The sequence below is a fragment of the Rubrivivax soli genome, assembly GCF_049810355.1.
GTDB lineage: Bacteria > Pseudomonadota > Gammaproteobacteria > Burkholderiales > Burkholderiaceae_C > Rubrivivax.
Genome location: NZ_CP187368.1, coordinates 3,050,687 through 3,075,520, shown reverse-complemented (window position 1 = coordinate 3,075,520; position 24,834 = coordinate 3,050,687). Strand labels below are relative to the sequence as shown.

The 24,834-nt window shown below is 72.0% G+C and carries 22 protein-coding genes; 10 read left to right on the top strand and 12 right to left on the bottom strand.

Annotated elements, in window-relative coordinates; all coding sequences use genetic code 11:
• The first annotated feature begins 27 nt into the window (after positions 1-27).
• The gene (locus ACPOLB_RS13965; protein WP_425256606.1) at positions 28-1,008 is read left to right on the top strand and encodes a potassium channel beta subunit family protein; all 981 of its coding nucleotides are present in this window, start codon (positions 28-30) and stop codon (positions 1,006-1,008) included.
• 40 nt (positions 1,009-1,048) lie between these two features.
• On the opposite strand, the gene ACPOLB_RS13960 is transcribed toward ACPOLB_RS13965, so the two are convergent.
• From ACPOLB_RS13960 to ACPOLB_RS13940, 5 genes are all read right to left on the bottom strand, one after another.
• Positions 1,049-3,154: a PhoX family protein gene (locus ACPOLB_RS13960; protein ID WP_425256605.1), complete on the bottom strand. Its 2,106-nt coding sequence runs from the start codon at positions 3,152-3,154 to the stop codon at positions 1,049-1,051.
• A gap of 118 nt (positions 3,155-3,272) precedes the next feature.
• The gene (locus ACPOLB_RS13955; protein ID WP_425256604.1) at positions 3,273-3,977 is read right to left on the bottom strand and encodes a nucleotidyltransferase family protein; all 705 of its coding nucleotides are present in this window, start codon (positions 3,975-3,977) and stop codon (positions 3,273-3,275) included.
• Between the two features lie 25 nt (positions 3,978-4,002).
• Positions 4,003-4,590: a hemerythrin domain-containing protein gene (locus ACPOLB_RS13950; protein ID WP_425256603.1), complete on the bottom strand. Its 588-nt coding sequence runs from the start codon at positions 4,588-4,590 to the stop codon at positions 4,003-4,005.
• Positions 4,591-4,664: 74 nt separating this feature from the next.
• Positions 4,665-5,039: an adenosylmethionine decarboxylase gene (gene speD / locus ACPOLB_RS13945; protein ID WP_425256602.1), complete on the bottom strand. Its 375-nt coding sequence runs from the start codon at positions 5,037-5,039 to the stop codon at positions 4,665-4,667.
• Between the two features lie 26 nt (positions 5,040-5,065).
• Entirely contained in the window at positions 5,066-6,640 is a 1,575-nt protein-coding gene (locus tag ACPOLB_RS13940; RefSeq protein WP_425256601.1) for a diguanylate cyclase domain-containing protein, read from the bottom strand.
• A gap of 136 nt (positions 6,641-6,776) precedes the next feature.
• Here ACPOLB_RS13940 and tkt point away from each other — a divergent pair, with 136 nt between their 5' ends.
• The 4 genes from tkt to ACPOLB_RS13920 are packed head-to-tail and all read left to right on the top strand — an operon-like array spanning position 6,777 to position 12,773.
• Positions 6,777-8,828 carry a transketolase gene (gene tkt / locus ACPOLB_RS13935; RefSeq protein WP_425256600.1) on the top strand — a complete coding sequence of 684 codons (2,052 nt, stop codon included), beginning with the start codon at positions 6,777-6,779 and terminating at the stop codon, positions 8,826-8,828.
• 11 nt (positions 8,829-8,839) lie between these two features.
• On the top strand, positions 8,840-9,841 hold the full coding sequence (locus ACPOLB_RS13930; RefSeq protein WP_425256599.1) for a hypothetical protein: 1,002 nt from the start codon (positions 8,840-8,842) through the stop codon (positions 9,839-9,841).
• Complete coding sequence (gene gap / locus ACPOLB_RS13925) at positions 9,838-10,839, top strand: type I glyceraldehyde-3-phosphate dehydrogenase (RefSeq protein WP_425256598.1); 1,002 nt, start codon at positions 9,838-9,840, stop codon at positions 10,837-10,839. Before ACPOLB_RS13930 ends, gap begins: the two co-directional genes overlap by 4 nt.
• Positions 10,836-12,773 carry a S8 family serine peptidase gene (locus tag ACPOLB_RS13920; protein ID WP_425256597.1) on the top strand — a complete coding sequence of 646 codons (1,938 nt, stop codon included), beginning with the start codon at positions 10,836-10,838 and terminating at the stop codon, positions 12,771-12,773. The genes gap and ACPOLB_RS13920 overlap by 4 nt, the downstream gene beginning before the upstream one ends.
• On the opposite strand, the gene ACPOLB_RS13915 is transcribed toward ACPOLB_RS13920, so the two are convergent.
• Genes ACPOLB_RS13915 through ACPOLB_RS13905 form a run of 3 tightly spaced genes read right to left on the bottom strand, consistent with a single transcriptional unit; the run spans position 12,733 to position 14,880 of the window.
• Positions 12,733-13,398, bottom strand: a complete 666-nt coding sequence (locus tag ACPOLB_RS13915; protein WP_425256596.1) for a hypothetical protein — start codon at positions 13,396-13,398, stop codon at positions 12,733-12,735. The two genes, ACPOLB_RS13920 and ACPOLB_RS13915, sit on opposite strands and share 41 nt — an antisense overlap.
• Complete coding sequence (locus tag ACPOLB_RS13910; RefSeq protein WP_425256595.1) at positions 13,392-14,339, bottom strand: biotin--[acetyl-CoA-carboxylase] ligase; 948 nt, start codon at positions 14,337-14,339, stop codon at positions 13,392-13,394. The genes ACPOLB_RS13915 and ACPOLB_RS13910 overlap by 7 nt, the downstream gene beginning before the upstream one ends.
• Positions 14,340-14,343: 4 nt before the next feature.
• Positions 14,344-14,880: an SET domain-containing protein gene (locus tag ACPOLB_RS13905; protein WP_425256594.1), complete on the bottom strand. Its 537-nt coding sequence runs from the start codon at positions 14,878-14,880 to the stop codon at positions 14,344-14,346.
• A 111-nt stretch (positions 14,881-14,991) separates the two neighbouring features.
• Here ACPOLB_RS13905 and ACPOLB_RS13900 point away from each other — a divergent pair, with 111 nt between their 5' ends.
• From ACPOLB_RS13900 to ACPOLB_RS13890, 3 genes are read left to right on the top strand one after another with little or no spacing between them, the layout of a single operon-like run.
• Positions 14,992-17,586: a DNA topoisomerase III gene (locus ACPOLB_RS13900; protein ID WP_425256593.1), complete on the top strand. Its 2,595-nt coding sequence runs from the start codon at positions 14,992-14,994 to the stop codon at positions 17,584-17,586.
• Between the two features lie 21 nt (positions 17,587-17,607).
• Positions 17,608-17,913: a DUF167 domain-containing protein gene (locus ACPOLB_RS13895; RefSeq protein ID WP_425256592.1), complete on the top strand. Its 306-nt coding sequence runs from the start codon at positions 17,608-17,610 to the stop codon at positions 17,911-17,913.
• A gap of 7 nt (positions 17,914-17,920) precedes the next feature.
• Complete coding sequence (locus tag ACPOLB_RS13890; RefSeq protein ID WP_425256591.1) at positions 17,921-18,886, top strand: AEC family transporter; 966 nt, start codon at positions 17,921-17,923, stop codon at positions 18,884-18,886.
• 6 nt (positions 18,887-18,892) lie between these two features.
• Here the strand turns inward: ACPOLB_RS13890 and ACPOLB_RS13885 are convergent, their stop codons facing one another.
• The gene (locus ACPOLB_RS13885) at positions 18,893-20,560 is read right to left on the bottom strand and encodes a methyl-accepting chemotaxis protein (RefSeq protein WP_425256590.1); all 1,668 of its coding nucleotides are present in this window, start codon (positions 20,558-20,560) and stop codon (positions 18,893-18,895) included.
• Positions 20,561-20,686: 126 nt separating this feature from the next.
• Between ACPOLB_RS13885 and ACPOLB_RS13880 the strand changes: the two genes are divergently transcribed.
• Positions 20,687-21,961, top strand: a complete 1,275-nt coding sequence (locus ACPOLB_RS13880) for a glutamate-5-semialdehyde dehydrogenase (protein ID WP_425256589.1) — start codon at positions 20,687-20,689, stop codon at positions 21,959-21,961.
• Positions 21,962-21,991: 30 nt separating this feature from the next.
• Here the strand turns inward: ACPOLB_RS13880 and ACPOLB_RS13875 are convergent, their stop codons facing one another.
• Positions 21,992-23,011: a hypothetical protein gene (locus tag ACPOLB_RS13875; RefSeq protein WP_425256588.1), complete on the bottom strand. Its 1,020-nt coding sequence runs from the start codon at positions 23,009-23,011 to the stop codon at positions 21,992-21,994.
• 50 nt (positions 23,012-23,061) lie between these two features.
• Here ACPOLB_RS13875 and ACPOLB_RS13870 point away from each other — a divergent pair, with 50 nt between their 5' ends.
• Positions 23,062-23,604 (top strand): LemA family protein, encoded by a 543-nt coding sequence (locus tag ACPOLB_RS13870; RefSeq protein WP_425256587.1) that lies wholly within the window; start codon positions 23,062-23,064, stop codon positions 23,602-23,604.
• 9 nt (positions 23,605-23,613) lie between these two features.
• Here ACPOLB_RS13870 and ACPOLB_RS13865 read toward each other — a convergent pair whose 3' ends face one another.
• On the bottom strand, positions 23,614-24,039 hold the full coding sequence (locus tag ACPOLB_RS13865) for a BLUF domain-containing protein (RefSeq protein WP_425256586.1): 426 nt from the start codon (positions 24,037-24,039) through the stop codon (positions 23,614-23,616).
• 6 nt (positions 24,040-24,045) lie between these two features.
• Positions 24,046-24,786: a GTP cyclohydrolase I gene (folE, locus tag ACPOLB_RS13860; protein ID WP_425256585.1), complete on the bottom strand. Its 741-nt coding sequence runs from the start codon at positions 24,784-24,786 to the stop codon at positions 24,046-24,048.
• Between the last annotated feature and the right edge of the window lie 48 nt (positions 24,787-24,834).

Here is a 24,834-nt window from a genome sequence, read left to right as displayed (position 1 = left end):
TTCCGCGTCCAACCGAAGCACACCACCATGCTCTACCGCCGCCTCGGCCGCTCCGGCCTGCGTGTCAGCGCCCTGTCGCTCGGCTCCTGGGTCACGTACCACAACCAGGTCGACGTCGGCGCCGCGCGCGAGATGATGGCCGCCGCTTTCGACGCCGGCGTCAACTTCTTCGACAACGCCGAGGTCTACGCCGGCGGCCGCAGCGAAGAGGTGATGGGCGCGGCGCTGAAGCAGCTGGGCTGGCCGCGCCTGCACTACGTCGTCTCGACCAAGTTCTTCTGGGGCCTGGACCGCGCCGGCGAGGGCGTGAACCGCAAGGACACGCTGAACCGCAAGTACCTGATGCAGGCCATCGACGGCTCGCTGCAGCGCTTTGGCCTGGACTTCATCGACCTGGTCTACTGCCACCGCCCCGACCCGCACACGCCGCTGGAAGAGACGGTGCGCGCGATGAACGACATCATCCAGCAGGGCAAGGCGCTGTACTGGGGCACCAGCGAGTGGAGCGCGTCGGACATCCACGCCGCGTGGCAGATCGCCGACCGCCACGGCTGGCACAAGCCGCTGATGGAGCAGCCGCAGTACCACCTGTTCCACCGCAGCCGGGTCGAGAAGGACTACGCGCGGCTCTACGAGGACACGGGCCTGGGCCTGACGACCTGGAGCCCGCTGGCTTCGGGCCTGCTCACGGGCAAGTACCGCAGCGGCGTGCCCGAAGGCAGCCGCGGCGCGATGGAGAACATGGCTTTCCTGCGCGAGGGCCTGCTCGACCCGGCCAAGAACGCCGCCGTACTGCAGCTGCAGCCGATTGCCGCCGAACTGGGTGCGACGCTGGCGCAGCTGGCCATCGCCTGGGTGGCGAAGAACCCGCGTGTCAGCACCGTGATCACCGGCGCCTCGAAGCTGTCGCAGCTGCAGGGCAACCTGGGCGCGCTCGACCTGCTGGACAAGCTGACGCCCGAGGTGCTGGCGCGCATCGACGCGGTCACGCTGCCGCTGGCCGACTGACCGCTGCCGGGCGGCGGCACGGGGCCGCCGCCCCGGCCGGTCAGGCCCCGACGATGCCGCCGTCGTTGCGGCGCACGATCACCGTGGCCGAGCGCGGGCGCTGCGCCGTGGCGCCGTCGGGCCAGCGGCTGAAGGCATTGGCGTTGCGCGCGATCCAGTTGTCGCCGGCGTAGTCGGCGGGCCGGTTCGGGTGGCTGCCCACCTCGCCCGGGTGCTGGATGTTCACGAACATCGTCTTGCGGTCCGGCGTCCAGGTGATGCCGGTGACCTCGCTGCCGGCCGGGCCCACCAGGAAGCGGCGGATCTCCTTGGTCGCCGGGTCGGCCACCAGCATCTGGTTGTTGCCGTTGCCCGCAAAGTCGCCGGTGTTCGAGAAGCTGCCGTCGGTCTGGATCCACATGCGGCCGAAGCTGTCGAAGGCCAGGCCATCGGGGCTGTTGAACAGGTTGTCCAGCGTGATGTTGGCCGAGGGCTTGCGCGCGTCGGTGACGCTCGGCTGACCGGCCAGCACGAAGATGTCCCAGGTGAACGTGGTGGCGGTGCCGCCGTCGCCGCCGGTCTCGTTCCAGCGCACGATGTGGCCCCACACGTTGTTCGCGCGCGGGTTGGCCTCGTCGGTGGCCGGGCGGGCCGAGCCGGCCGTGGTGCTGCCGTCGGCGGCGTTCGACGTGGTGCCGCCGCGGCGGCTGTTGTTGGTGAGCGTGAGGAAGACCTCGCCGGCCTTCTTCGGGTTCGCGGCCACCCACTCCGGCCGGTCCATCATCGTCGCGCCCACGCGGTCGGCGGCCTGGCGGGCGCGGATCAGCACGTCGGCCTGGCTCGTGAAGCCGTTCTCGGCGGTGAGGCCGTTCTGGCCGAACACCAGCGGGATCCACACGCCGGTGCCCATGTTGTCGCCCGCGGTCGCGCCGGCGTCGAAACGCGCCACGTACAGCGTGCCTTCGGCCAGCAGGTTGCGGTTGTTGGCGCTGGTGGGGTTGGCGGCGTCGAAGCTGCCGGCCGAGACGAACTTGTAGACGTACTCGTTGCGCTCGTCGCAGCCCATGTAGACCACGGCCTTGCCGCCGGGGGCGATCACGCACTCGGCGTTCTCGTGCTTGAAGCGGCCCAGCGCCGTGCGCTTGACGGCCTGGCCGGCCGGCGCGAACGGGTCGACCTCGACGATCCAGCCATGGCGGTTGGGTTCGTTGGGCGTCGCGTTGACGTCGAAGCGCGGGTCCACGAGGTGCCAGCGGTAGCCGAAGCCGCCGGCGGAGATGCCGTAGCGGTTCTCCAGCGCGCTCGGCGTGCGTTCGCCGTTCCAGCCGAAGTAGCCGTTGAAGTTCTCTTCGCAGGTGAGGTAGGTGCCCCAGGGCGTGCGGCCGTTGCCGCAGTTGTTCAGCGTGCCCAGCACCACGGTGCCGCTGGGGTCGGCGGCCGTCTTCACCAGGTCGTGGCCGGCGGCCGGGCCCTGCAGCGTGATCGGCGTGTTGCCGTGGATGCGGCGGTTGTAGGGCGAGTCCTGCACGTGCGACCAGCTGCCGTCGGCCGCGCGCTTGACGTGCAGCACGCTGATGCCGTGGCCGGCCTGCGCCTTGCGGGCCTTCTCGGCGGTGAACGGCGCCATCCAGTCGTCGGCGTCGCTGTCGGGCGCGTAGAAGTACTCGGGGTTGATGTACTCGTGGTTCATCACCAGCAGGCCTTCGTCGCTGCGCTCGCCGAAGCCGTTGCCCGCGGTGTTGAAGCCGAAGAAGGCCATGCCGTCGTGGTTGTCGCCGACCTGCTGTTCCTGCTCGGCCGCGGTGCCGGTGCCGTCCGCCTTCCAGGCCGGCGCGAAGCTGTTGATCGGCGTGCCCCAGGGCGCGAAGGCCGTGGCGACGTAGCCCGCAGGCACGACCACCGCGTCGGCGCTGGAGGTGCCGACCGCGGTGAAGCCGAAGGTGGTCTCGGCCGGCGTGGCCGGCGGCGTCGTGGTGGCGGGGGTGTCGTCGTCGCTGCCGCAGGCCGACAGGCCGGCCAGGAAGGGCAGCGCGGCCGCACCCAGGCCGCCCAGCAGCAGGCGGCGGCGGCTTGGGCGCAGCGCGACCGCGCGCTCGACCACGTCGCTCAGGGTGGCGTTGGAGGAGGGGTTCGAGACGCCGTCGTCATCGAGAAGGCTGTTGGCCAAGGGGAACTCCGTCGGTGATGGAAAGACAGCGCCGGAGTGTGTGAAGCCCCGGTGTCAGGTCCGTGACGGTGGCCTTGCCCAACTGTCGGCGCAGGGCAATCGCGCTGTCATCACGCCGTCATGGCAGGGCGGATTGCAGCGCCTGCAGCTGCGCCGGCGTGCCGACGTTGTGCCAGGCGCCGTGCCAGGCCTGGCCGGTGAGGCGCCGCGCGGCAGCGGCCTCGAACAGCCGCGGGCCGAGCGCGGCGCGCGTGCCGGGTGCGATGCCGGCGACGATGGCCGGCTTCAGCAGCGCCAGGTTGGCGTAGGTCCAGACGCGCGGGCCGTCGCGCGCGAGCAGGCCTTGTGCATCCATCGCGAAGTCGCCGTCGGGGTGGAAGTCGGGGTTGGGCACCAGCCACAGGTGGCCGAGCGCACCGCCGCCCTCGAACGCGGCATGCAGCGCGGCGTCGAAGGCGAAGCCCGGCGCCACGATGTCGCCCGAGACGACCCAGAAGGCCTCGTCGCCGTGCGGCGCCAGCCGGTGCAGCGCGGTGGCGATGCCGCCGGCGGTCTCCAGCGCGCCGCCGTGGTCGCGGCCTTCCATCGAATAGTGCAGCCGCAGGCCCCAGCGGCTGCCGTCGCCCAGAGCGGACGGAAAGCGGTCTTCCAGCCACGCGGTGTTGATCACGACCTCGCGCACGCCGGCGCGGGCCAGCGCCTGCAGGTGCCACTCGATCATCGGCCGGCCGTGCACCGGCAGCAGCGGCTTGGGGCAGGTGTCGGTCAGCGGACGCATGCGCTCGCCGCGGCCGGCGGCGAGGATCAGGGCTCGGGCGCTCATGCGCCGCGAGTGTAGGGGTGCGCTGCTACTGCGCCGGCCCCAGGCCGATGGGTGCCGGCGCCTGCATCAGGATCTTCTGGAACAGCGGCCGGTAGGCGTCGTCGGGTTCGTGGCCGGTGAGCGGGTCGCGGTTGGCGGCGAAGGCGGCGTCGAGCTCGTCCCAGTCGGCAGGCGTGAAGTGGCGCGTGGCGGCCGGCAGCACGTCGGTCTCCTCGATGCGCATGTGGTCGAGGTAGAAGCCGACGTAGCGCTCGGCCGCGGCCTCGAAGGCGTCGCGCCGTGTCGTGTCGCCCATCACCTCGTAGGCCAGCAGCGCGTGCTCGAGCGCGCGGATCGCGGCCTCGCCGCGCGCGTGTTCCTGGTCCAGCCGGTCCAGCACCCCGGACAACTCGGGCACACGCTGGCGCAGGCGCGGGAACAGCAGCGTGCTCTCCTTCGTGTGGTGCAGCCGCTCGGGGAACTCGTCGACGTAGAAGAGCATCGCGCGCAGCACGCCGAAGTCGGGTGCCGTGCCTGCCCGGCGGGCATGGGTCAGCAGCATCAGCAGCGATCGCAGCATCGCTGCCAGGGCGTGGTGTTCGTCGTGGATGACGTCCAGCGTGAGGGGGCGCATGGCAGGGCCTTCGAGCTTCGTTCCGGCAACGCCCGCAGCGTGACGCCGCGCCGGCCGGCGCGTCTTGCGCTGTGTCAAGCCGGCCCGGGAGCGCCGCGCTGCACGCGCTGGCGCACCGCGCGTGCCGGCGCGAACAGCGCCTCCATCGCCGCCAGCAGCTGCCCGGCACGCGCGCTGTTGTCGGCCTGCAGGTTGCACACGTAGACGTCCAGCGTCACCGCGGCCAGCTCGGGCCAGGTGTGCAGCGCCAGGTGCGACTCGGCCAGCAGCACGACGCCGGTGACGCCGCCCGGCGCCGGGAAGCGGTGGAACAGCGTGCCCACGGCCTGCAGGCCGGCGTCGGCCACGGCCTGCAGGCAGCGCTGCCGCAGGGTGTCGGGGTCGGTGCACAGGCCGGGCTCGGCGGGCGCGCAGCCGTGCAGGTCGGCGGTGAGGTGCAGGCCTTGCATCGGGGGCGGGACCGGGTGCTGCCGCGTCAGACCGTGGCGGCCCGCGCGCTGCGGCGGCGGCCCGACTGCTTGGCCAGGTACAGCGCCGCGTCGGCGGCGGACAGCAGCTGTGCGGGGGTGCCTGCGGCGCCCAGCATGGTGGCATCGGCGACACCCGCGCTGCAGGTGACGTGGGCGGCCACCGGCGAGGCGCCGTGCGCGATGGCGGCGTGGTCCAGCACCGCGATGCAGCGTTGCGCCACGGCCTCGGCGTCGGCGGCGTCCTGGTGCGGCAGCAGCACGGCGAATTCCTCGCCGCCGATGCGGGCCACCAGGTCGGTGGGACGGCGCGCCGCGCCCGCCAGCAGCGTCGCCACCTGGCGCAGGCAGGCGTCGCCCGCCGGATGGCCGTGGCGGTCGTTGAAGGCCTTGAAGTGGTCCACGTCCAGCAGCACCAGCGCCAGCGGCATGCCGTGGCGCTGCGCGCGTGTCCACTCGCTGGTCATGCGGCGGTCGAAGTGACGGCGGTTGGCCAGGCCCGTCAGCGGGTCGGTGTCCGACAGCTGCGCCAGCTCGGCGTTGAGCCCGTCGAGCCGGGCGTTCAGCCGGCGCAGGTCCTGTTCGCGCCGCACGAGCTCGGTGACGTCGCTGCGCACGCCGGCGATGCCGCCGTCGCGCGTGCGCCGCTCGTCGACGCGCAGCCAGCGGTTGTCGGGCAGCTCCTGCAGCAGCGGCGCGCCCGGGTTGCGGTGCGCGTGCAGGCGCTCGGCCAGCCAGGCCTGCTCGCGGCCCGCGGCCTGCGGGTACTGGCCGCGCGCCAGGCCGTAGCGCAGCACGGCCTCGAAGCGCGTGCCCGGCACCAGCGCCGCGGCGCTGTGCTGGTAGACCTCGGCATAGCGCTGGTTGAAGGTCACCAGGCGGTCCTCGGCGTCGTACAGCGCAAAGGCGTCGGGCAGCGCCTGGATCGCGTCGTCCAGGCGCTGGCGTGCCAGTTCGGCTTCGGCGCGCGCGGCGGCCAGCGCCTGCTCCTTGTGCACCAGTGCGCTGACGTCCACGCTGTGCGCGAGCAGGCTGCCGTCGGCCAGGCGCTGCTCGACGATGCGGCGCCAGCGGCCGCCCGGCAGCTGCCGCAGGAGGGGGCCGGCCGGCTGCCGGTGCGCGGCGACGCGCGCGGCGATCCACGCCTCGGGGTCGTTGCCGGCCTCGGGCACCGCACCGTGCGCGACGGCCTTGCGCAGCAGCGTCTCGAAGGTGTCCCCCAGCTGCATGTGCGCGGCGAACGGCGCATAGAGGTTGCGGAAGTCGCGGTTGGCCAGCACGAGGCGGTCGTCGCTGTCGTAGACCACGAGGCCGACCTCCAGCGCGTCGACGATCTCGCGCTGGCGGGCCGCGACCGCGTCGGAGCGCGCGTGCGCCGCCTCCAGGCGCGCCGTCAGCCGCCACAGCAGCACGGCGGTGCCGAGCGCGGCGGCCAGCGCCAGCAGCACGGCTGCCAGCGTGCGCCCGGGCGGGGACCACGACACGGCGTCGCCGGTCGCCAGCACCAGCAGCAGCAGCACGTTGGCCGCAACCAACGCCGTGCCGGTGCGGCGCAGCTGCAGCAGTGAACGACGCCTCTCCACAACAACCACCTTCGACGAACCGGCCCCCGCACCCCCGCGGTGCGTCCTGCGCCCGCGATTGTCGCAGCGCAAGGGGGCGCAGGCAGCGCGGGCTCCTAGAATCCGGGGCTTCCGTCCACCGCCGGCCGCGCGCTCCATGACCACCACCTCCCCCGCCACCCAGAACACCGCCGTCATGGCCAACGCGATCCGCGCGCTGGCGATGGACGCCGTGCAGCAAGCCAACTCGGGCCACCCGGGCGCGCCGATGGGCATGGCCGAGATCGCCGTGGCGCTGTGGGGCCGGCACCTGAAGCACAACCCGGCCAACCCGCTGTGGGCCGACCGCGACCGCTTCGTGCTGAGCAACGGCCACGGCAGCATGCTGATCTACGCGCTGCTGCACCTGACCGGCTACGACCTCGCGATGAGCGAGCTGCGCAACTTCCGCCAGCTGCACAGCGCCACGCCGGGCCACCCGGAAGTGGATGTGACGCCCGGTGTCGAAACCACCACCGGCCCGCTGGGCCAGGGCATCACCAATGCGGTCGGCATGGCGCTGGCCGAGAAGCTGCTGGCGCACGAGTTCAACCGCGACGGCCACACCATCGTCGACCACCGCACCTACGCCTTCCTCGGCGACGGCTGCCTGATGGAAGGCATCAGCCACGAGGCCTGCGCGCTGGCCGGCGCCTGGAAGCTGAACAAGCTGGTGGCGCTGTACGACGACAACGGCATCAGCATCGACGGCCAGGTCGCGCCCTGGTTCGTCGACAACGTGCCGCAGCGCTTCGCGGCCTACGGCTGGAACGTCATCGGCCCGATCGACGGCCACGACGTCGCCGCGGTGGACGCCGCGCTGACGCAGGCGCGGGCCTCGGCCACGGCGCCGACGCTGATCGTCTGCAAGACCACCATCGGCAAGGGCGCGCCCAACCGCGGCGGCACCGCCAAGGCCCACGGCGAGGCGCTGGGCGCCGAAGAGATCCGCCTCACGCGCGAGGCGCTGGGCTGGCCGCACGAGCCCTTCGTGATCCCCGAGGAGGCCTACGGCGCATGGGACGCCCGGGCCGCGGGCGACGCCGCCGAAGCGGCCTGGGCCGAGCGCTTCGCCGCCTACAAGGCCGCGCACCCCGAACTCGCCGCGGAGTTCGCGCGCCGCATGAAGGGCGAGCTGCCGCCCGGCTTCGCGCAGACCGCGGTGGACGCCGTGATCGCCGCCCACACCAAGGCCGAGACCGTGGCCAGCCGCAAGGCCAGCCAGATCGCGCTGGAGGTCTTCACCAAGGCCATGCCCGAACTGCTGGGCGGCAGTGCCGACCTGACCGGCAGCAACCTCACCAACACCAGCAGCACGCCGCCGCTGCGTTTCGACGCCGCCGGCGCGCCGAAGGTCACCGACGACGGCAAGCCGGGCCGCCACATCAACTACGGCGTGCGCGAGTTCGGCATGGCCGCCATCATGAACGGCGTCGCGCTGCATGGCGGCTTCATTCCCTACGGCGGCACCTTCCTGACCTTCAGCGACTACAGCCGCAACGCCATCCGCATGGCCGCGCTGATGAAGCGGCGCGTCATCCACGTCTTCACGCACGACAGCATCGGCCTGGGCGAAGACGGCCCCACGCACCAGAGCGTGGAGCACGCGGCCAGCCTGCGGCTGATCCCGAACCTGGACGTCTGGCGCCCGGCCGACACCGCCGAGACCGCGGTGGCCTGGACGATGGCGATCGCCAACAACAGCCGCCCGAGCGCACTGCTGCTGAGCCGCCAGAACCTGCCCTACCTGCCGAAGGCCAGCCTCGACGAGATCAGCAAGGGCGCCTACGTGCTGGCCGAGCCGGCCGAGGTGGGGCTGAAGAAGAAGGCGCAGGCGGTGATCATCGCCACCGGCAGCGAGGTGCAGCTGGCGCTGCACGCGCAGGCCGCGCTGGCGCAGCTGAAGATCGCGGTGCGCGTGGTCAGCATGCCCAGCACCAACGTCTTCGACCGCCAGCCCGTGGCCTACAAGAAGAGCGTGCTGCCGGCCGGCGTGCCGCGCATCGCGGTGGAGGCCGGTGTCACCGACGGCTGGTGGAAGTACGGCTGCGCCGCCGTGGTCGGCCTCGACCGCTACGGCGAAAGCGCCCCGGCCGGCGTGCTGTTCAAGCTGTTCCACCTGACGGCCGAGAACGTGGCCGCGGTGGTGCGGCAGGTGCTCAAGGGCTGAGGCACGCCGCCATGCGCCGCGACCTGCACGTCCTGCTGCTGGCCGTCGGCCTGCTGGCCGGCGGCGCCGCGGTGGCGCAGCAGGTCGAGCTGGAGCCCTCGCCGGCCGCGCAGTGCCTGACGGCGAGCGACCCGGCGCTGGCGCTGCCCGACTACCCGTTCGTGCAGTACAAGTCCGGCGAGCGTGGCCGCGTGAAGCTGGCGCTGGAGTTCTCCGCTGCCGATGCCGCGCCGCAGATCACGGTGCTGGAGCACGAAGGCGGCGAGGCCTTCGTCGACAGCGTGCGCGTGCATGCGCGCAGCCTGCGTGTGCCCTGCCTGCCGGCGGGCGGCACGGTGCGGCTGGAGCGCGACTACGTGTTCGAGCCCGACCGTCAGCAAGCCTACGCCGGCCCCGGCCAGGACGTGGCCGATGTCCAGCGGCGCGAGCTGCTGGGCTGCATGCGGCATGTGTCCGGCAGCCTGCAGCTGAAGTACCCGTACTGGGCGCGGCGTGCCCAGGTGCAGGGCCGTGTCCTGGTGCAATTGCGTTTCGACGATGGCGCCAGCCCGCCGGCGGTGCTGCAGGTGTCGTCGCGCCCGGGTGCCCGGCGCCTGGCCGCGGAGATTGAGCAATGGATGGCCGGCGTGCGCCTGCCCTGCCACGCAGGTGGGCCGATCCACAGCACGCTGGTCTACGCGTTCCATTTCGAAGGTGAAGCCTACGGCTTCAAGCCGATGACGCTGCTGCAGTTCATGGGCAACGTGAAGGGCGCGCGCCAGCAGCGCGTGCAGTTCGACACCACCCACATGGGCTGCCCGTTCGACATCCGGCTCCTGTACGCCCAGCCCTTCCAGCGCAACCGGGTGGGCTCGGTCGGCGGCTACGACCCGGCGCGCCACGCGCTGCTGGAGTGGCTGCGCAACGCCGAACTCGACGTGCCGAGCAACATGCTGGACGCCGTCTTCGGCGACACCGCCGACATCACCGTTCCCTGCCTCAAGATCGACCACACCCCCAAGGAGAAATCATGACCATCCGCGTTGGCATCAACGGCTTCGGCCGCATCGGCCGCATGGTGTTCCGCGCTGCGGTGCAGAACTTCGCCAACGACATCGAGGTCGTCGGCATCAACGACCTGCTCGAGCCCGAGTACCTGGCCTACATGCTGAAGTACGACAGCGTGCACGGCCGCTTCCAGGGCACGGTGGCGGTGGAGGGCAGCACGCTCATCGTCAACGGCAGGAAGATCCGCCTGACGGCCGTGAAGGACCCGGCCGAACTGAAGTGGGGCGACATCGGCGCCGACATCGTCGTCGAGGCCACCGGCCTGTTCCTGACGAAGGAGACGTGCCAGAAGCACATCGACGCCGGCGCGAAGAAGGTGATCCAGAGCGCACCGAGCAAGGACGACACGCCGATGTTCGTCTACGGCGTCAACGACAAGACCTACGCCGGCCAGACCATCATCAGCAATGCGTCCTGCACCACCAACTGCCTGGCCCCGGTGGCCAAGGTGCTGCACGACAGCTTCGGCATCAAGCGCGGCCTGATGACCACCGTGCACGCCGCCACCGCGACGCAGAAGACGGTCGACGGCCCGAGCAACAAGGACTGGCGCGGCGGCCGCGGCATCCTGGAGAACATCATCCCCAGCTCCACCGGCGCCGCCAAGGCCGTGGGCGTGGTGATCCCCGAGCTGAACAAGAAGCTCACCGGCATGAGCTTCCGCGTGCCCACCAGCGACGTCAGCGTCGTCGACCTCACCGCCGAGCTGGTGAAGGAAGCCAGCTGGGACGACATCTGCAACGCGATGAAGGCCGCGGCCGCCGGCCCGATGCTGGGCGTGCTGGGCTACACGGAAGACAAGGTGGTCTCCACCGACTTCCGCGGCGAGCCGATGACCAGCGTCTTCGACGCCGACGCCGGCATCGCGCTGGACAAGACCTTCGTCAAGGTCGTGGCCTGGTACGACAACGAGTGGGGCTACTCGAACAAGGTGCTCGAGATGGTGCGCGTGATCGCCAAGTGAACCGGCACCGCCGCACGCTGGGCCTGGCCGCGCTGCTGTGCGCGCTGGGGCCGGTGCATGCCGCTGCGCCGGCGGCGGGTGCCACCGAGAGGGGCCCGCGCCTGCGCGCGGTGGCACCGGCCGAGCCGTTGCAGGCGCGGGTGATCGTGAAGCTGCGCAGCGGCGCCCCGCTGCTGCGCGCGGCCGCCGCCAGCCAGGCGGCGCCGAGGCCGCGGCTGGCCGCAGCGCTGGGCGCGCGGCTGGGGCTGGCGCTGCGCGACGGCCGGGCGCTGGGCCCGCGCACACAGGCCGTGCATGCGGCAGGCATCGGCTCGCAGGCGCTGGCGCGGCAGCTGGCGGCGCAGCCCGACGTGGAATGGGCCGTGGTCAGCCGCCGCCGCACGGTGGCCGCCGTCGTGCCCGACGACCCCCTGTTCGGCGCCGGCCAGCGCGGCAGCATGCCCGCCGCGGGCCAGTGGTACCTGCGCGCGCCCGACAACACCGCCGTCTCGGCGACCAACGCGCTCGGCGCGTGGACCTTCGGCACCGGCGCGCCGTCCGTCACGGTGGCCGTGCTGGACACCGGGGTGCGTTTCGACCACCCCGACCTCGCCGGCAAGCTGCACCCGGGCCGCGACTTCGTCTCGGGCACCGACGACACCCCCGGCGACAGCGACGCCGACGCCACCGACCCCGGCGACTGGACCGGCGCCGGCAGCCCCTGCGGCGCCGGCGACAGCAGCTGGCACGGCACGCAGGTGGCGGGCCTGATCGCCGCCGCCAGCGACAACGCCATCGGCATGGCCGGCGCCGGCCGCGACGTGATGGTGCTGCCCGTGCGGGTGCTGGGCCAGTGCGGTGGATTCGACGACGACATCGTGGCCGGCATGCGCTGGGCCGGCGGCCTCGCCGGCGCGTCGGCGCCCAATCCACACCCGGCGCAGGTGATCAACATGAGCCTGGGCGCGCCCGGTACCTGCGAGCCCGTGTACGCCGACACCATCGCCGAACTGGCGGCCGCGGGCGTGGCGGTGGTGGTCGCCGCGGGCAACGACGTCGGCACCGCGGTGGCCAGCCCGGCCAACTGCGCCGGGGCCATCGCCGTGGGCGGCGTGCGCCACATCGGCAGCAAGGTGGGCTACTCGAACATCGGCCCGCAGGTGGCGATCGCGGCGCCGGCCGGCAACTGCGTCAACACCAGCGGCGCCTGCCTGTACCCGCTGCTGACCACCACCAACCTGGGCGCCACCACCGCCAGCACCAACGGCTACAGCGACAGCCTCAACTACTCGGTGGGCACGAGCTTCTCGGCGCCGCTGGTGGCGGGCACGGCGGCGCTGATGCTGTCGCAGGACCCGACGCTGACGCCGGCCGCGCTGCGCGCGCTGCTGCAGTCCACCGCGCGCCCGTTCCCGACCCTGGGTGCCGCAGCCGGCGTGGCCGCCTGCCAGGCGCCGGGCAGCACCGAGCAGATCGAGTGCTACTGCACCACCAGCACCTGCGGCGCCGGCCTGCTGGACGCCGCGGCCGCGGTGGCCGCCGCGGCGGGCGGCTCGGCGCCGCCGGTGGCCGTCATCACGGCATCGGCCGACACCGTGGCCGCGGGCACGTCCGTGCAGCTGGATGCCGGCAGTTCCAGCCGCGCGGTGGTGGCGCAGTTGTGGGAGATCGTCGACGGCGCCGAACGCGCCCGCCTGCGCAACGCGCCCGACGCGGCCAGCACGGTGCTGGACACCAGCGAGGCCGGCACGGTGACGGTGCGGCTGACCGTCACCGATGCCGGCGGCGTCCAGGCCAGCAGCACGCGCAGCGTCACCATCACCGCGGCGCCGGCCGCGCCGGCTCCGGCCCCAGCGGGCGGCGGCGGGGGCGCCAGCTCGGCGCTGTGGCTGGCGCTGCTGGCGCTGGCGTCGGTCAGCCTGCGGCGCGCGGGCAGCGCACGAAGCCGGCGCTGATCACCGGCGGCTGCAGCCCGCGCAGCCGCGCCACCAGGTCGGGGCTGGCGCGCGGCAGACGCAGCCAGTGCTGGTCGGGCGGGGCGGGCACGGCGGCCACGCGCGCCGTGCGCACACCGCGCTGCACCAGCGCTGCCAGCGCGGCGTCGGCGGCCTCGCGGCTGTCGTGGCGCGAGAGCTGCAGGCCCGGCGCCAGTTCGGCCGGTGCCGTGACGGGCTCGAAGCCTAGCTTCAGGCGCCGCAGCTCGTCTTCCTTCGTGCGCTGCGCGGCCGTGTCGGCGAAGCGGCCCATGTAGACCAGCCAGGCGGGCTTGCCGACGACGTCGCGCCGCTCGAAGGCATTGGCCGGCACGCCCGCTGCCAGCACCGCGGCCTCGGCGACGCCGATGTCGGTGTCGCCGAAGGGACCGGCTTCCAGGCACACGGCGTTGGCGGCGGCCACCGCGGCGCTGGCGGCCATCGGCGTGACCAGGCGGATGGTCTCGGGGCGGATCTGTGCCGCCAGCCGGCCGGGCTCGCGCTCGCCCGCGTGCGGCGGCGGCACCGCCGGCGAGAGCCAGCCGCGCGCCCAGGCGAAGAACAGCACGTTGGCCAGCAGCAAGGCGGCGACGACCGCCCTCAGCATGCGGCGCCGTCCTGCAGGCGCACGCTGACTTCGCCGCTGACCAGGCTGTGCAGCGTGCCGGAGCGCACGCGCAGTGCGCCGCGCTCGTCCACGCCTTCGGCCACGCCCTCCAGCGCGTCGGGCGCGGTGGTGCTGACGGCGCGACCGAGCAGCAGGTCGCGGCGCGCGTAGCCGGTCACCAGGGGCGCGAAGCCTTCGGACTCGAAACGGCGCAGCGTGCGCACCAGCGGCGCAGCCACCGCGGCCAAGGCGGCGGGCGCCGTGGCGTCGGGGTGCAGTTCCTGCAGGCAGGCGAAGCCGCTGCTCATGCCTTCGGTGGCGGCCTGCGGCAGCACGTTGACGCCCACGCCCACCACGCACATGCGGCGGCTGCCGACCGCCACGGTCTCGATCAGGATGCCGCCGAGCTTGCGCCCGGGCACGGGGCTGCCCGGCGCGTCGAGCAGCCAGAGGTCGTTGGGCCACTTCAACCCGATGCGCGGCAGCGTCGCGGTCGCGGCGTCGCCGAGCGGGTCGGACGGCGGATCCAGCGCGTCGGCGACCGCCAGGCCCACTGCCAGCGACAGCCCCGACCAGTCGCGCGGTGCCAGGGGCAGCGACAGCGAGAACGTCAGCGAGCGCCCCGGGGCCGCCTGCCAGTCGCGCCCGAGGCGGCCGCGTCCGCGCGTCTGGTGCTCGGCCACCAGCAGGCAGGGATGCGTGTCGACGGCGCGGCGGCCATAGGGCGACGGCGCGTCGGCGGGCTGGCTGCCGTCGTCGATCTGCCCCGGGCGCGTGACCGGCGCATCGCGCAGGCCGCTGTGCTGCCGTGCGCGGTCGAGCAGCCGCGTGTTGGTGGACTCGGTGCGTGCCACGACCTCGACGCTGATGCCGGGCAGCAGCGGTTCGAGCTGCTCCCAGAGCGCCTCGGCGCCCCACTGGAGGTGCTGGCCGTCGGGCATGGCGTCAGCGGCGCTTGGGCGCCAGCATGGTCCGGCGGCAGTTGGCGCTGCCGCAGCGGCATTCGTAGTCCTTCTTCAGCTTCGGCGTGTAGCGCTCGTCGATGACCAGGCCGTAGTCGTAGAACAGCTCTTCGCCGGGCTGCAGGTCGCGCAGGGCCTTGATGAAGACCCGGCCCTCGACCTCGTCGGACTCGCAGTTGGGGTCGCAGGCGTGGTTGATCCAGCGGGCGTCGTTGCCGCCGACCTTGGCGTCGATCACGGTGCTGCCGTCGTCGAGGCTGAAGTAGAAGGTGTGGTTGGGGTCGCTCGGATCGTGCGGGTGGCGGCGCAGCGCCTCGGGCCAGTCGATGATCTCGCCCTTGTATTCGATGATGCGCGTGCCGGCCGGGATCTCGCGCAGCGCGAACACGCCCTTGCCGTGCACACCGCTCTGGCGCACCTGGATGCGGCGGCCGCGCGCCGGCGCCGCTGCCTTGCTGACCACCGGTTTCACTTTGGCGGCGGCGGTCTTCGGGGCCCTGGCTTGCGCGGTGGTCTTCATTCGGTACATTGAAATCATGGGCGCGTGCGCGTGTGTGCGTGCGCGCGAGGAAGAGCGATTGTAGGCACGGCTTCGCCAGCGGCGGCGCCCGCCAGGGACCTTTGGGACACCATGAGCAAGACGATCATCATTGCCGAGAAGCCGAGCGTGGCGCAGGACATCGTGCGCGCACTCACGCCGGTCTCTGGCAAGTTCGAGAAGCATGCCGAGCACTTCGAGAACGACCAGTACGTGGTCACCTCGGCCGTGGGCCACCTGGTGGAGATCAAGGCGCCCGAGGAGTTCGACGTCAAGCGCGGCAAGTGGAGCTTCGCCAACCTGCCGGTGGTGCCGCCGCACTTCGACCTGGCGCCCATCGACAAGGCCAAGTCGCGCCTGAACGCGGTGGTGAAGCTGGTCAAGCGCAAGGACGTCACGGCCATGATCAACGCCTGCGACGCGGGCCGCGAGGGCGAGCTGATCTTCCGCCTGATCGTGCAGTACGCGGGGCAGGGCAAGACGCCGATGCACAAGCCGATCCAGCGCCTGTGGCTGCAGAGCATGACGCCGCAGGCCATCCGCGAGGGCTTCGAGAAACTGCGCAGCGACGAGCAGATGCGCGGCCTGGCCGACGCTGCGCGCAGCCGTTCCGAAGCCGACTGGCTGGTGGGCATCAACGGCACGCGCGCGATGACGGCCTTCAACTCGCGCGACGGCGGCTTCTTCCTCACCACCGTGGGCCGCGTGCAGACGCCCACGCTCTCGATCGTGGTCGAGCGCGAGGAGAAGATCCGCAAGCACGTGGCGCGCCCGTACTGGGAGATCAAGGCCACCTTCGATGCCCAGGCCGGGCAGTACGAGGGCAAGTGGTTCGACCCCGAGTGGAAGAAGAACGACGACGCCGAGCGCCGCGCCGACCGGCTGTGGAGCGCCGAGGAGGCGCAGGCCATCGCCGACGCCGTGCGCGGCCAGCCCGCCACCGTGACCGAGGAGGCCAAGCCCAGCAACCAGAGCAGCCCGCTGCTGTACGACCTGACGACGCTGCAGCGCGAGGCCAACTCGCGCTTCGGCTTCTCGGCCAAGACCACGTTGTCCATCGCGCAGGCGCTGTACGAGAAGCACAAGGTGCTGACCTACCCGCGGACCGACAGCCGCGCGCTGCCCGAGGACTACCTGGCCACCGTCAAGAACACGATGGAGATGCTGTCCGACGAGGAGCTGCCGGGCCCGCTGCGTGCGCTGTCCATGCACGCGCGCAAGGCCCTGAACGACGGCTACGTGAAGCCGATGAAGCGGGTCTTCGACAACACCAAGGTCTCTGACCACTTCGCCATCATCCCCACGCTGCAGCCGCCCAAGAGCCTGACCGAGATCGAGGCGAAGCTGTACGACCTGGTGGTCAAGCGCTTCCTGGCGGTGTTCTACCCGCCGGCCGAGTTCATGGTCACCACCCGCATCAGCCAGGTCACCGTGGGTGCGGTGGCGCACAAGTTCCAGACCAACGGCAAGGTGCTGGTGAACCCGGGCTGGCTGGCCGTCTACGGCAAGGAGGCGCAGGACGAGGACGCCAACCTGGTGGCCGTGCAGCAGGGCGAGACCGTGCGCACCGAGAGCGTCGACGTGAACGCGCTGAAGACCAAGCCGCCGGCGCGCTACACCGAGGCCACGCTGCTCAGCGCGATGGAAGGCGCGGGCAAGCTGATCGACGACGACGAGCTGCGCGAGGCCATGGCCGAGAAGGGCCTGGGCACGCCGGCCACGCGCGCGCAGACCATCGAGGGCCTGATCGCCGAGAAGTACATGCTGCGCGACGGCCGCGAGCTCGTGCCCACGGCCAAGGCCTTCCAGCTGATGACGCTGCTGCGCGGCCTGGCGATCGAGGACCTGACGCGCCCCGACCTCACCGGCAACTGGGAGCACCAGCTCGCCGAGATGGAGCACGGCCGCCTGCAGCGCGACGTGTTCATGGCCGAGATCGCGAAGATGGCCGAGCGCATCGTGCGCAAGGCCAAGGAATACGACCGCGACACCATTCCGGGCGACTACGCGACCTTGTCGACGCCGTGCCCGAACTGCGGCGGCGTGGTCAAGGAGAACTACCGCCGCTTCGCCTGCGACGGCGGCGGCGCGGCCCCCGGCGGCGCCTCGTGCGAGTTCAGCATCACCAAGATCCCGGCCGGCCGCGCCTTCGAGACCGCCGAGGCCGAGGCCTTCCTGCGCGACAAGAAGATCGGCCCGCTGGAAGGCTTCCGCTCCAAGGCCGGCTGGCCCTTCACCGCCGAGCTGCGCCTGGTGCACGACGACGAGATCAACAATTGGAAGCTCGAGTTCGATTTCGGTGACGACGCCAAGCAGGGCGATGGCGACGGCGAGCCGGTCGACTTCAGCGGCCAGGAGAGCCTGGGCGCCTGCCCCAAGTGCAAGGGCCACGTCTACGAGCACGGCACCAGCTACGTCTGCGAGCACAGCGTCGGCGCGCACGTCACCTGCGACTTCAAGAGCGGCAAGATCATCCTGCAGCAGCCGGTGCCGCGCGAGGAGATGACGAAGCTGCTGGCCACCGGCAAGACCGGGCTGCTGGAGAACTTCGTCAGCAACAAGACGCGCCGCAAGTTCAAGGCCTTCCTGGCCTACGACACGAAGGAAGGCAAGGTCAACTTCGAGTTCGAGCCGCGTGCCGCGAAGGTGCCGGCGAAGAAGGCGGCGGCGAAGAAGGCGGCCGCCTGAGCCACCGGCGCGGCCTGGCGCATGCAAGCCGGCTGGCCCTGCCTGCGGCCGCAAGGCGGCGGCGCGCTGCTCGACCTGGCCGTCAGCCCGGGGGCCCGCCGCACCGGCGCCGACGGCCTGCACGACGGCGCGCTGCGCGTGCGCCTGCAGGCGCCACCGGTGGACGGCCAGGCCAACGAGGCGCTGATCGCCTGGCTGGCCGCGCAGCTGGGCCTGCCGCGGCGCGGCGTGCGGCTGCTGCGTGGTGCCAGCGCGCGGCGCAAGCAGGTGGCCATCGACCTGCCCGCCGATGCGGTGGCGGCGTGGCTGGCGCAGGTGGTGGGCTGAACCCGCGATGACGCTGGCCGTCTTCTACAAGCTGCTCTCGATCGCCGTGGCCGTGCTGCTGGGCTGGATCGCCGGCCGCCAGCACTGGCTGGGCAAGCCCGGCGAGGCCGGCGACCCGGCGCGCGTGCTGGGCAACGCCGCGTTCGGCATCTTCGTGCCGGCGCTGCTGTTCCGCACCACGGCGCGCGTGGACTTCGCGACCCTGCCCTGGCGCACGCTGGCGGCCTTCTTCGTGCCGTTGCTGCTGGTGCTGCTGTGCGTGTACCTGCAGCAGCGGCTGTCGCGCCGCACGCACGGCGCGATGCCGGCGGTGCGCGCCTTCGCGGCGACCTTCGGCAACACGCTGCAGATCGGCCTGCCGGTGACCGCGGCGCTGTTCGGGGAGTCCGGCCTGGCCATCCACATCACCATCATCAGCCTGCATGCGCTGATCGTGCTGTCGCTGGCCACCACGCTGGTCGAGATGGACCTGGCGCGCGCTGCGCAGCACGGCTCGCTGGCGAGCACGCTGGCACTGACGCTGCGCAACACCATCATCCACCCGGTCGTGCTGCCGGTGGTGGCGGGGCTGCTGTTCAACGCGACGGGGGCCACGCTGCCCGCGGCGGTGGACGAGGCGCTGCAGCTGCTGGCCAGCGCCGTGGTGCCGCTGTGCCTGGTGCTGATCGGCCTGTCGCTGGCCACCTACGGCCTGGGCCCGCGCCTGCGCGGCGCCGCCGGCGTGTCGCTCGTCAAGCTGCTGCTGATGCCGGCCGCGGTGCTGGCGGTCGCGCACTGGGGCCTCGGGCTCGCGGGCACGCCGCTGGCCACCGTGGTGATGCTGGCGGCGCTGCCCACCGGCAGCAACGCGCTGATCTTCGCGCAGCGCTACCGCACGCTGGAAGTGGAGACCACCGCGACCATCGTGCTGTCGACGCTGGCCTTCGTGCTGGTGGCGCCGCTGTGGCTGACGGTGCTGGGCTGGCTGGCGTAGCCCCCGTCAGCCGCCACCGGCGCCGACCGGCATGCGAAAGCGCGCCACGTCGGCGGCCAGCAGCTGCGCCTGGTCCCGCATCGCTGCGGCGGCGGCGGCGGTCTGCTCGACCAGCGCCGCGTTCTGCTGCGTCATGCGGTCGAGCTCCTGCACCGCCTGGCCGATCTGCGCGATGCCGCCGGCCTGCTGGCTGGCGCCCGTGGCCACGTCGCCCAGCAGTTCGTTCACCCGTTGCGACGCAGTGACGATGTCCTGGATGGTGCCGCCGGCCTGGCGCACGACCTCGGTGCCCGACTCCACCTGCTCGACGCTGTGGCCCACGAGGCCCTTGATCTGCCGCGCCGCTTCGGCGCTGCGCTGCGCCAGCATGCGCACCTCGGCCGCCACCACGGCGAAGCCGCGGCCCTGCTCGCCGGCGCGCGCTGCTTCCACGGCCGCGTTCAGCGCCAGGATGTTGGTCTGGAACGCGATGCCGTCGATGGTGCCGATGATCTCGCCGATCTGGCCCGACGACGTGCGGATGCCCTCCATCGTGCGCACCACGTTCTGCATCGCGCGGCCGCCGTCGTCGGCCACCTGCGCGTTGTGCTGCGCCACGCGCGATGCCTCCGCGGTGTGCTCGGCGCTGTTGCGCACGGTGGCGGTGATCTGCTCCATCGACGCCGCCGACTGCTCCAGGTTGGCCGCCGCCTGCTCGGTGCGTGCCGACAGGTCGAGCGCGCCGTTGGCGATCTCGCTGCTGGTGTGCACGATGGTGTCGCTGGACGTGCGCACGCGCAGCACCAGGTTGCGGATGGCCTCCTGCATTGCGCGCAGGTCCTGCATCAGCTGCGCCGCCTCGTCGCGGCCCCACGGCGACGGCGACGTGGTCAGGTCGCCGTCGGTCATCGCGCGCAGGTGGCGGCGCGTCTCCTTCAGGCCACCGTCCATCACGCGGTAGAAGCTGAGGAACAGGTAGCTCGCCACCAGCAGGCTGACCAGCACGACGCCGCCGACGAAGGCCAGCCGGGCGTTGGCCGCGGTGCGCAGGTCGTCGATGTAGATGCCCGAGCCGACCACCCAGCCCCAGGGCTCGAAGCCCTGCACGTAGGAGAGCTTGTCCACCGGCTGCTCGCTGCCCGGGCGCGGCCACTGGTAATGCACGAAGCCGCGGCCGTCCCGGCGCACGGTGGCGACGAACTCCTGGAACAGGGCCAGGCCGTTCGGGTCCTTCATGCCACCGACGTCGCGCCCGTCGAGCTCGGGCTTGATCGGATGCATCACCACCCGCGGGGCCATGTCGTTGATCCAGAAGTACTCCTTGCCGTCGTAGCGCAGCTTCGAGATCGCCTGCTTCGCGACGGCCTGCGCCTGCTCGCGCGACAGCTCGCCCGCGGTCTCGCGGCCGTGGGCCCAGACCAGCAGGCCGTGCGCGACCTCGACGTTCTGGCGCGTGGCGTCCTGGCGCGCCTGCAGGCCGCCGACGGTCTGCGAGTGCAGCAGCCAGCCCAGCAGCGCCAGCAGCGGCACCAGGAAGGCCAGCGAGATCGTCAGCGCCTTGGCGGCGAAGTGCAGGTTGCGGAACAGCCGCACGCCCGGCGCCCAGATGCCGTGGAAGGCGAAGAAGCCGTCGCGGCCGGGGTGGGAAGCAGCGGGCAGGGCCATCGTGGCCGAAGGCAGGGTTTGTTCGGGCATGGAGTCTCTCGGTCTCGGTCGGGAGGCGACGCTCTGTGTGGGTCGCTTGGAACTGATGTCGGCGGTCAGTGCATGAACTTGAGCCGTCGCGCCGAGGCCATGCACCGGATTTGGGACAATCGCCACATGCAGATCGACGACATCGCCCGCTACATGGCCCACGTGGGCGCGCAGGCGCGCGCCGCCGCCACGGCCATGGCCGCCGCCCCGACGGCCGCGAAGGACAGCGCGCTGCGCGGCCTGGCGCGGCGCCTGCGTGCCGGCGCCGCGGCGCTGCAGCAGGCCAATGCCCGCGACCTCGACGCCGCGCGCGCCGCCGGACTGGACGGCCCGCTGCTCGACCGCCTGAAGCTGTCGCCGCAGGCGCTGCAGACGGTGGCCGAAGGCTGCGAGCAGCTGGCGGCGATGCCCGATCCGGTGGGCGGGATCAGCGGCGTCAAGCGCCGCCCCAGCGGCATCAGCGTCGGCCAGATGCGCGTGCCGCTGGGCGTGTTCGGCATGATCTACGAGAGCCGCCCGAACGTGACGATCGAAGCCGCCTCGCTGGCCATCAAGAGCGGCAACGCCTGCATCCTGCGCGGCGGCTCCGAGGCCCTGCAGAGCAACCTGGCGCTGTGGCACGCCGTGCAGGCGGCGCTGGCCGAGGCCGGCCTGCCGCCCGACGCGGTGCAGCTGGTGCAGACCACCGACCGCGCCGCCGTGGGCCGGCTGATCGCCATGCCCGAGCACGTGGACGTGATCATCCCGCGCGGTGGCAAGGGGCTGATCGAACGGATCAGCGCCGAAGCGCGCGTGCCCGTCATCAAGCACCTCGACGGCAACTGCCACGTCTACGTCGACGCCGAGGTCGATCTCGACCAGGCCGTGACCGTCACCGACAACGCGAAGACGCAGAAGTACAGCCCCTGCAACGCCGCCGAGTCGCTGCTGGTGCACGAGCGCCAGGCCGCGGCCTTCCTGCCGCGCATCGGTGCCGTGTTCGCGGCCAAGGGCGTCGAGATGCGCTGCGACGGCCGCGCCGCCGCGCTGCTGGGCGGCCTGCCCGGCGTGCTGCGCGCCACCGAGGCCGACTGGGGCACCGAGTACCTGGCGCCCATCATCAGCATCAAGGTCGTGGACAGCCTGGACGAGGCCATCGCGCACATCAACCGCCACGGCTCGCACCACACCGACGCCATCCTGACGACGCACCATCCGAGCGCGATGCGCTTCCTGCGCGAGGTCGACTCGGCCAGCGTGATGGTCAACGCCAGCACCCGCTTCGCCGACGGCTTCGAATACGGGCTGGGCGCCGAGATCGGGATCAGCACCGACAAGTTCCACGCCCGCGGGCCGGTGGGGCTGGAGGGGCTGACCTCGCTGAAGTGGGTGGTGCTGGGCCAGGGCGAAGTGCGCGGCTGACGGCGGCGGCCGGCGCGCGCCGGCCCGGACTCAGGCGGCGCCGGTGCGGTAGTAGCAGCGCACGGCGGCGGCGCGGATGGCGGCTTCCATGCCGGTCTTGAGCTTGGCGACCTTCAGCACGTCGTCCACCTTCACCTCGGCCCAGCCGTCCCCGGCCGGCGGCACCGCGGGGTCGGCGAGCAAGGCCTCGAAGTGGTACAGCAGCCGCTTGCACCGGCCGGGGTCGGTGGCGGCGTTGCTGTCGGCGCCGTCGGGCTTGACCGCGTACATCAGGTGGCCGGTGGCCTTGGTCGGCTTGCTGAAGGTGTCGATGGCGCCACCGGGCCTGGATGCGGTGCCGCGCATCTCCCAGGCCACGCGCACCGGCTCCTTGCTGACGTAGCAGATGCCCTCGACCTCGAGGTAGCTGGGCTCCCAGCTGTAGCGCTGCTGCAGGTAGGCCTCGACGTACTGGAAGTAGCTCGCGGCGTTCAGCGCCGCGATCTCCTTGGACAGCATCTTCGCCTCGCCCTCCTGCAGCATGGTGCTGCGTGCGATCGCGCGCCGCTCGGTGGCGCTGATGGCGGCGCGCTGGTCGGCGCAGAGGTGGTCGCTGTCGAACTTCACCGCGATGCCGTCGTAGTTCTTCGACTTCTCCGCGGTGGGCTGGCCGTGGGCCGCGAAAAGCGAGGCGTCCTCGATGAGGCCGTCGACGATGCGCAGATTCGTTGCCAGCTGCGCGGTGGTGTCGCCGGTCAGCACCTCGGAGCCGGGGCCGCCCAGCCGCATGCGCGAGACCTTCAGCATCGCCTCGAGCGTCACGCCGGCGCCGGGCTCGATCATCCAGCCGGCATCGGCGTAGGGCTTCAGCAGCGCGTGCGCCTTGCTGCGGTCGTCGGCCGTGAGCGCCATCACGACGGGCAGGAACATCACCTCCTGCAGACCGATCCACTTGCCCTCGAGTGCGGCCGCGCCGATCTGCGCGCCGGGCAGCCCGGCCGCCATCGCCTTGCCGCGCGCCTCCTGGACGGACGCCTGGCTGGCCTGTGCCATCTCGCTCGCGAAGCTCATCCGCGTCTCCTGGTCGCTGGGGTGCGCGGATGATCGGCTAGATTCCCGCCATGTCCAACACCCAGATCGTCGTCCTCGCCTGTGCTGCCGTGCTCGTCTTCTGGATGGTGGGCGCCTACAACCGGCTGGTGGGGCTGCGCAATGCGATCGCCAGCGCCTGGGCCCTGGTGGACGAGGTGCTGAAGAAGCGCGGCGACGCCGTGACGGCACTGGTGCTGGCGCTGCGCGAGGCGCTGGCGGGCGAGCAGAACGCGCTCGAGGCGCTGCTCGCCGCCGACCGCCAGGTGCGCGCGGCGGCGGCGGCGATGAGCGTGCGGCCGGTGGACCCGGCGCTCGCCGCAGCCGTGCTGGCCGGCGAAGCGGCGATGGCCTCGGCCGCCAGCCGCGTGCTGTCGCTGCTGGAGCAGCACGAGGCGCGCCACGAAGCCGCCGTGGCGCCACATGCCGAGGTGCTGCGCGAAAGCGTGGCCCGGCTGGCGTTCGCGCGCCAGCTCTTCAACGACGCGGCATCGACCTACAACGAGGCCGTGCGCCTGTTTCCGACGCGGCTGCTGGCCGACCTGTACCGCTTCAAGCCGGCGGGCCGGCTGTGACGCACGGCCTCAGGGCTGGCCCACCACCGACGCCGTGGCCAGCAGTTCCTCGAACAGCGACATCGAGACCGCGCCCGAGACGGCGTACGGGTCCAGCGTGGCACGCTCGGAGTACTTCAGCAGCAGCGCCGGGTTCAGCCGCGCCATGTTGACCTGGCCCATGCTCCAGCCGGCGAAGCGGCGTTCGCCGATCTCCTCGTAGCTGAGCAACTCCACCTGCGTGTGGCGGGCGTCGGCGGCGATGCGGTTGTAGAGCTGGTTCACGGCGCTGCGCCCGCCTTCGAGCACCTGCAGGAAGATGCCCTCGGAAAAGCACAGCACGCCGGTGATGCCGACACCCGGGTTGTTGGACTTGCTCTTGCGCAGGATGGACAGCAGTTCTTCCTGGTCCACCGCGGGCACGGCGCGGCTGGCATACATCAGACGGACGAGCATGGTGGTTCAGCCTTGTTTGCGGGGCAGCAGGGAAAGGAATTCGCGGCGCAGGTTGGCGTCCTTCAGGAAGGCGCCGCGCATGACGCTGTTGACCATCGCCGAGTCGGTGTCCTTCACGCCGCGCCAGTGCATGCAGAAGTGGTCGGCCTCCATCACGATGGCAAGGCCATCGGGGCGGACGCGGTCCTGCAGTTCGTTGGCGAGCATCGTGACGGCCTCTTCCTGGATCTGCGGCCGGCTCATGATCCAGTCGGCGATGCGCGCGTACTTGCTCAGGCCGATCAGGTTGCTGTGCTCGTTGGGCAGGATGCCGATCCACACCTTGCCGAAGATCGGGCACATGTGGTGGCTGCAGGCGCTGCGCACGGTGATCGGGCCGACGATCATCAGCTCGTTCAGGCGCTCGACGTTGGGGAACTCGGTGACCGCCGGCATCGGCCGGTAGCGGCCGCCGAAGACCTCGTCGATGTACATCTTGGCCACGCGCTTGGCCGTCTCGTTGGTGTTGTGGTCGCCGTCGGTGTCGATCACCAGCGCGCGCAGCACCTCCTGCAGCTTGGCCTGCACCTCGGCCTTCAGCTCGGCGAGCTCGCCCTCGCGCACGAAGGCCGCGATGTTGTCGTTGGCGTGGTAGCGCCGGTCGGCGCTGACGATGCGGTAGCGGATGCGCTCGGAGACCGGCAGCGCCGCCAGTTCCTCCTCGCTGCGGAAGATGCGGGCAGGTGCCTCGGCGGCTTTCTTGGGCATGAACGGGTTTCTGAGCGGCGGATCGACCATTGTGCGTCGCGCACGGCT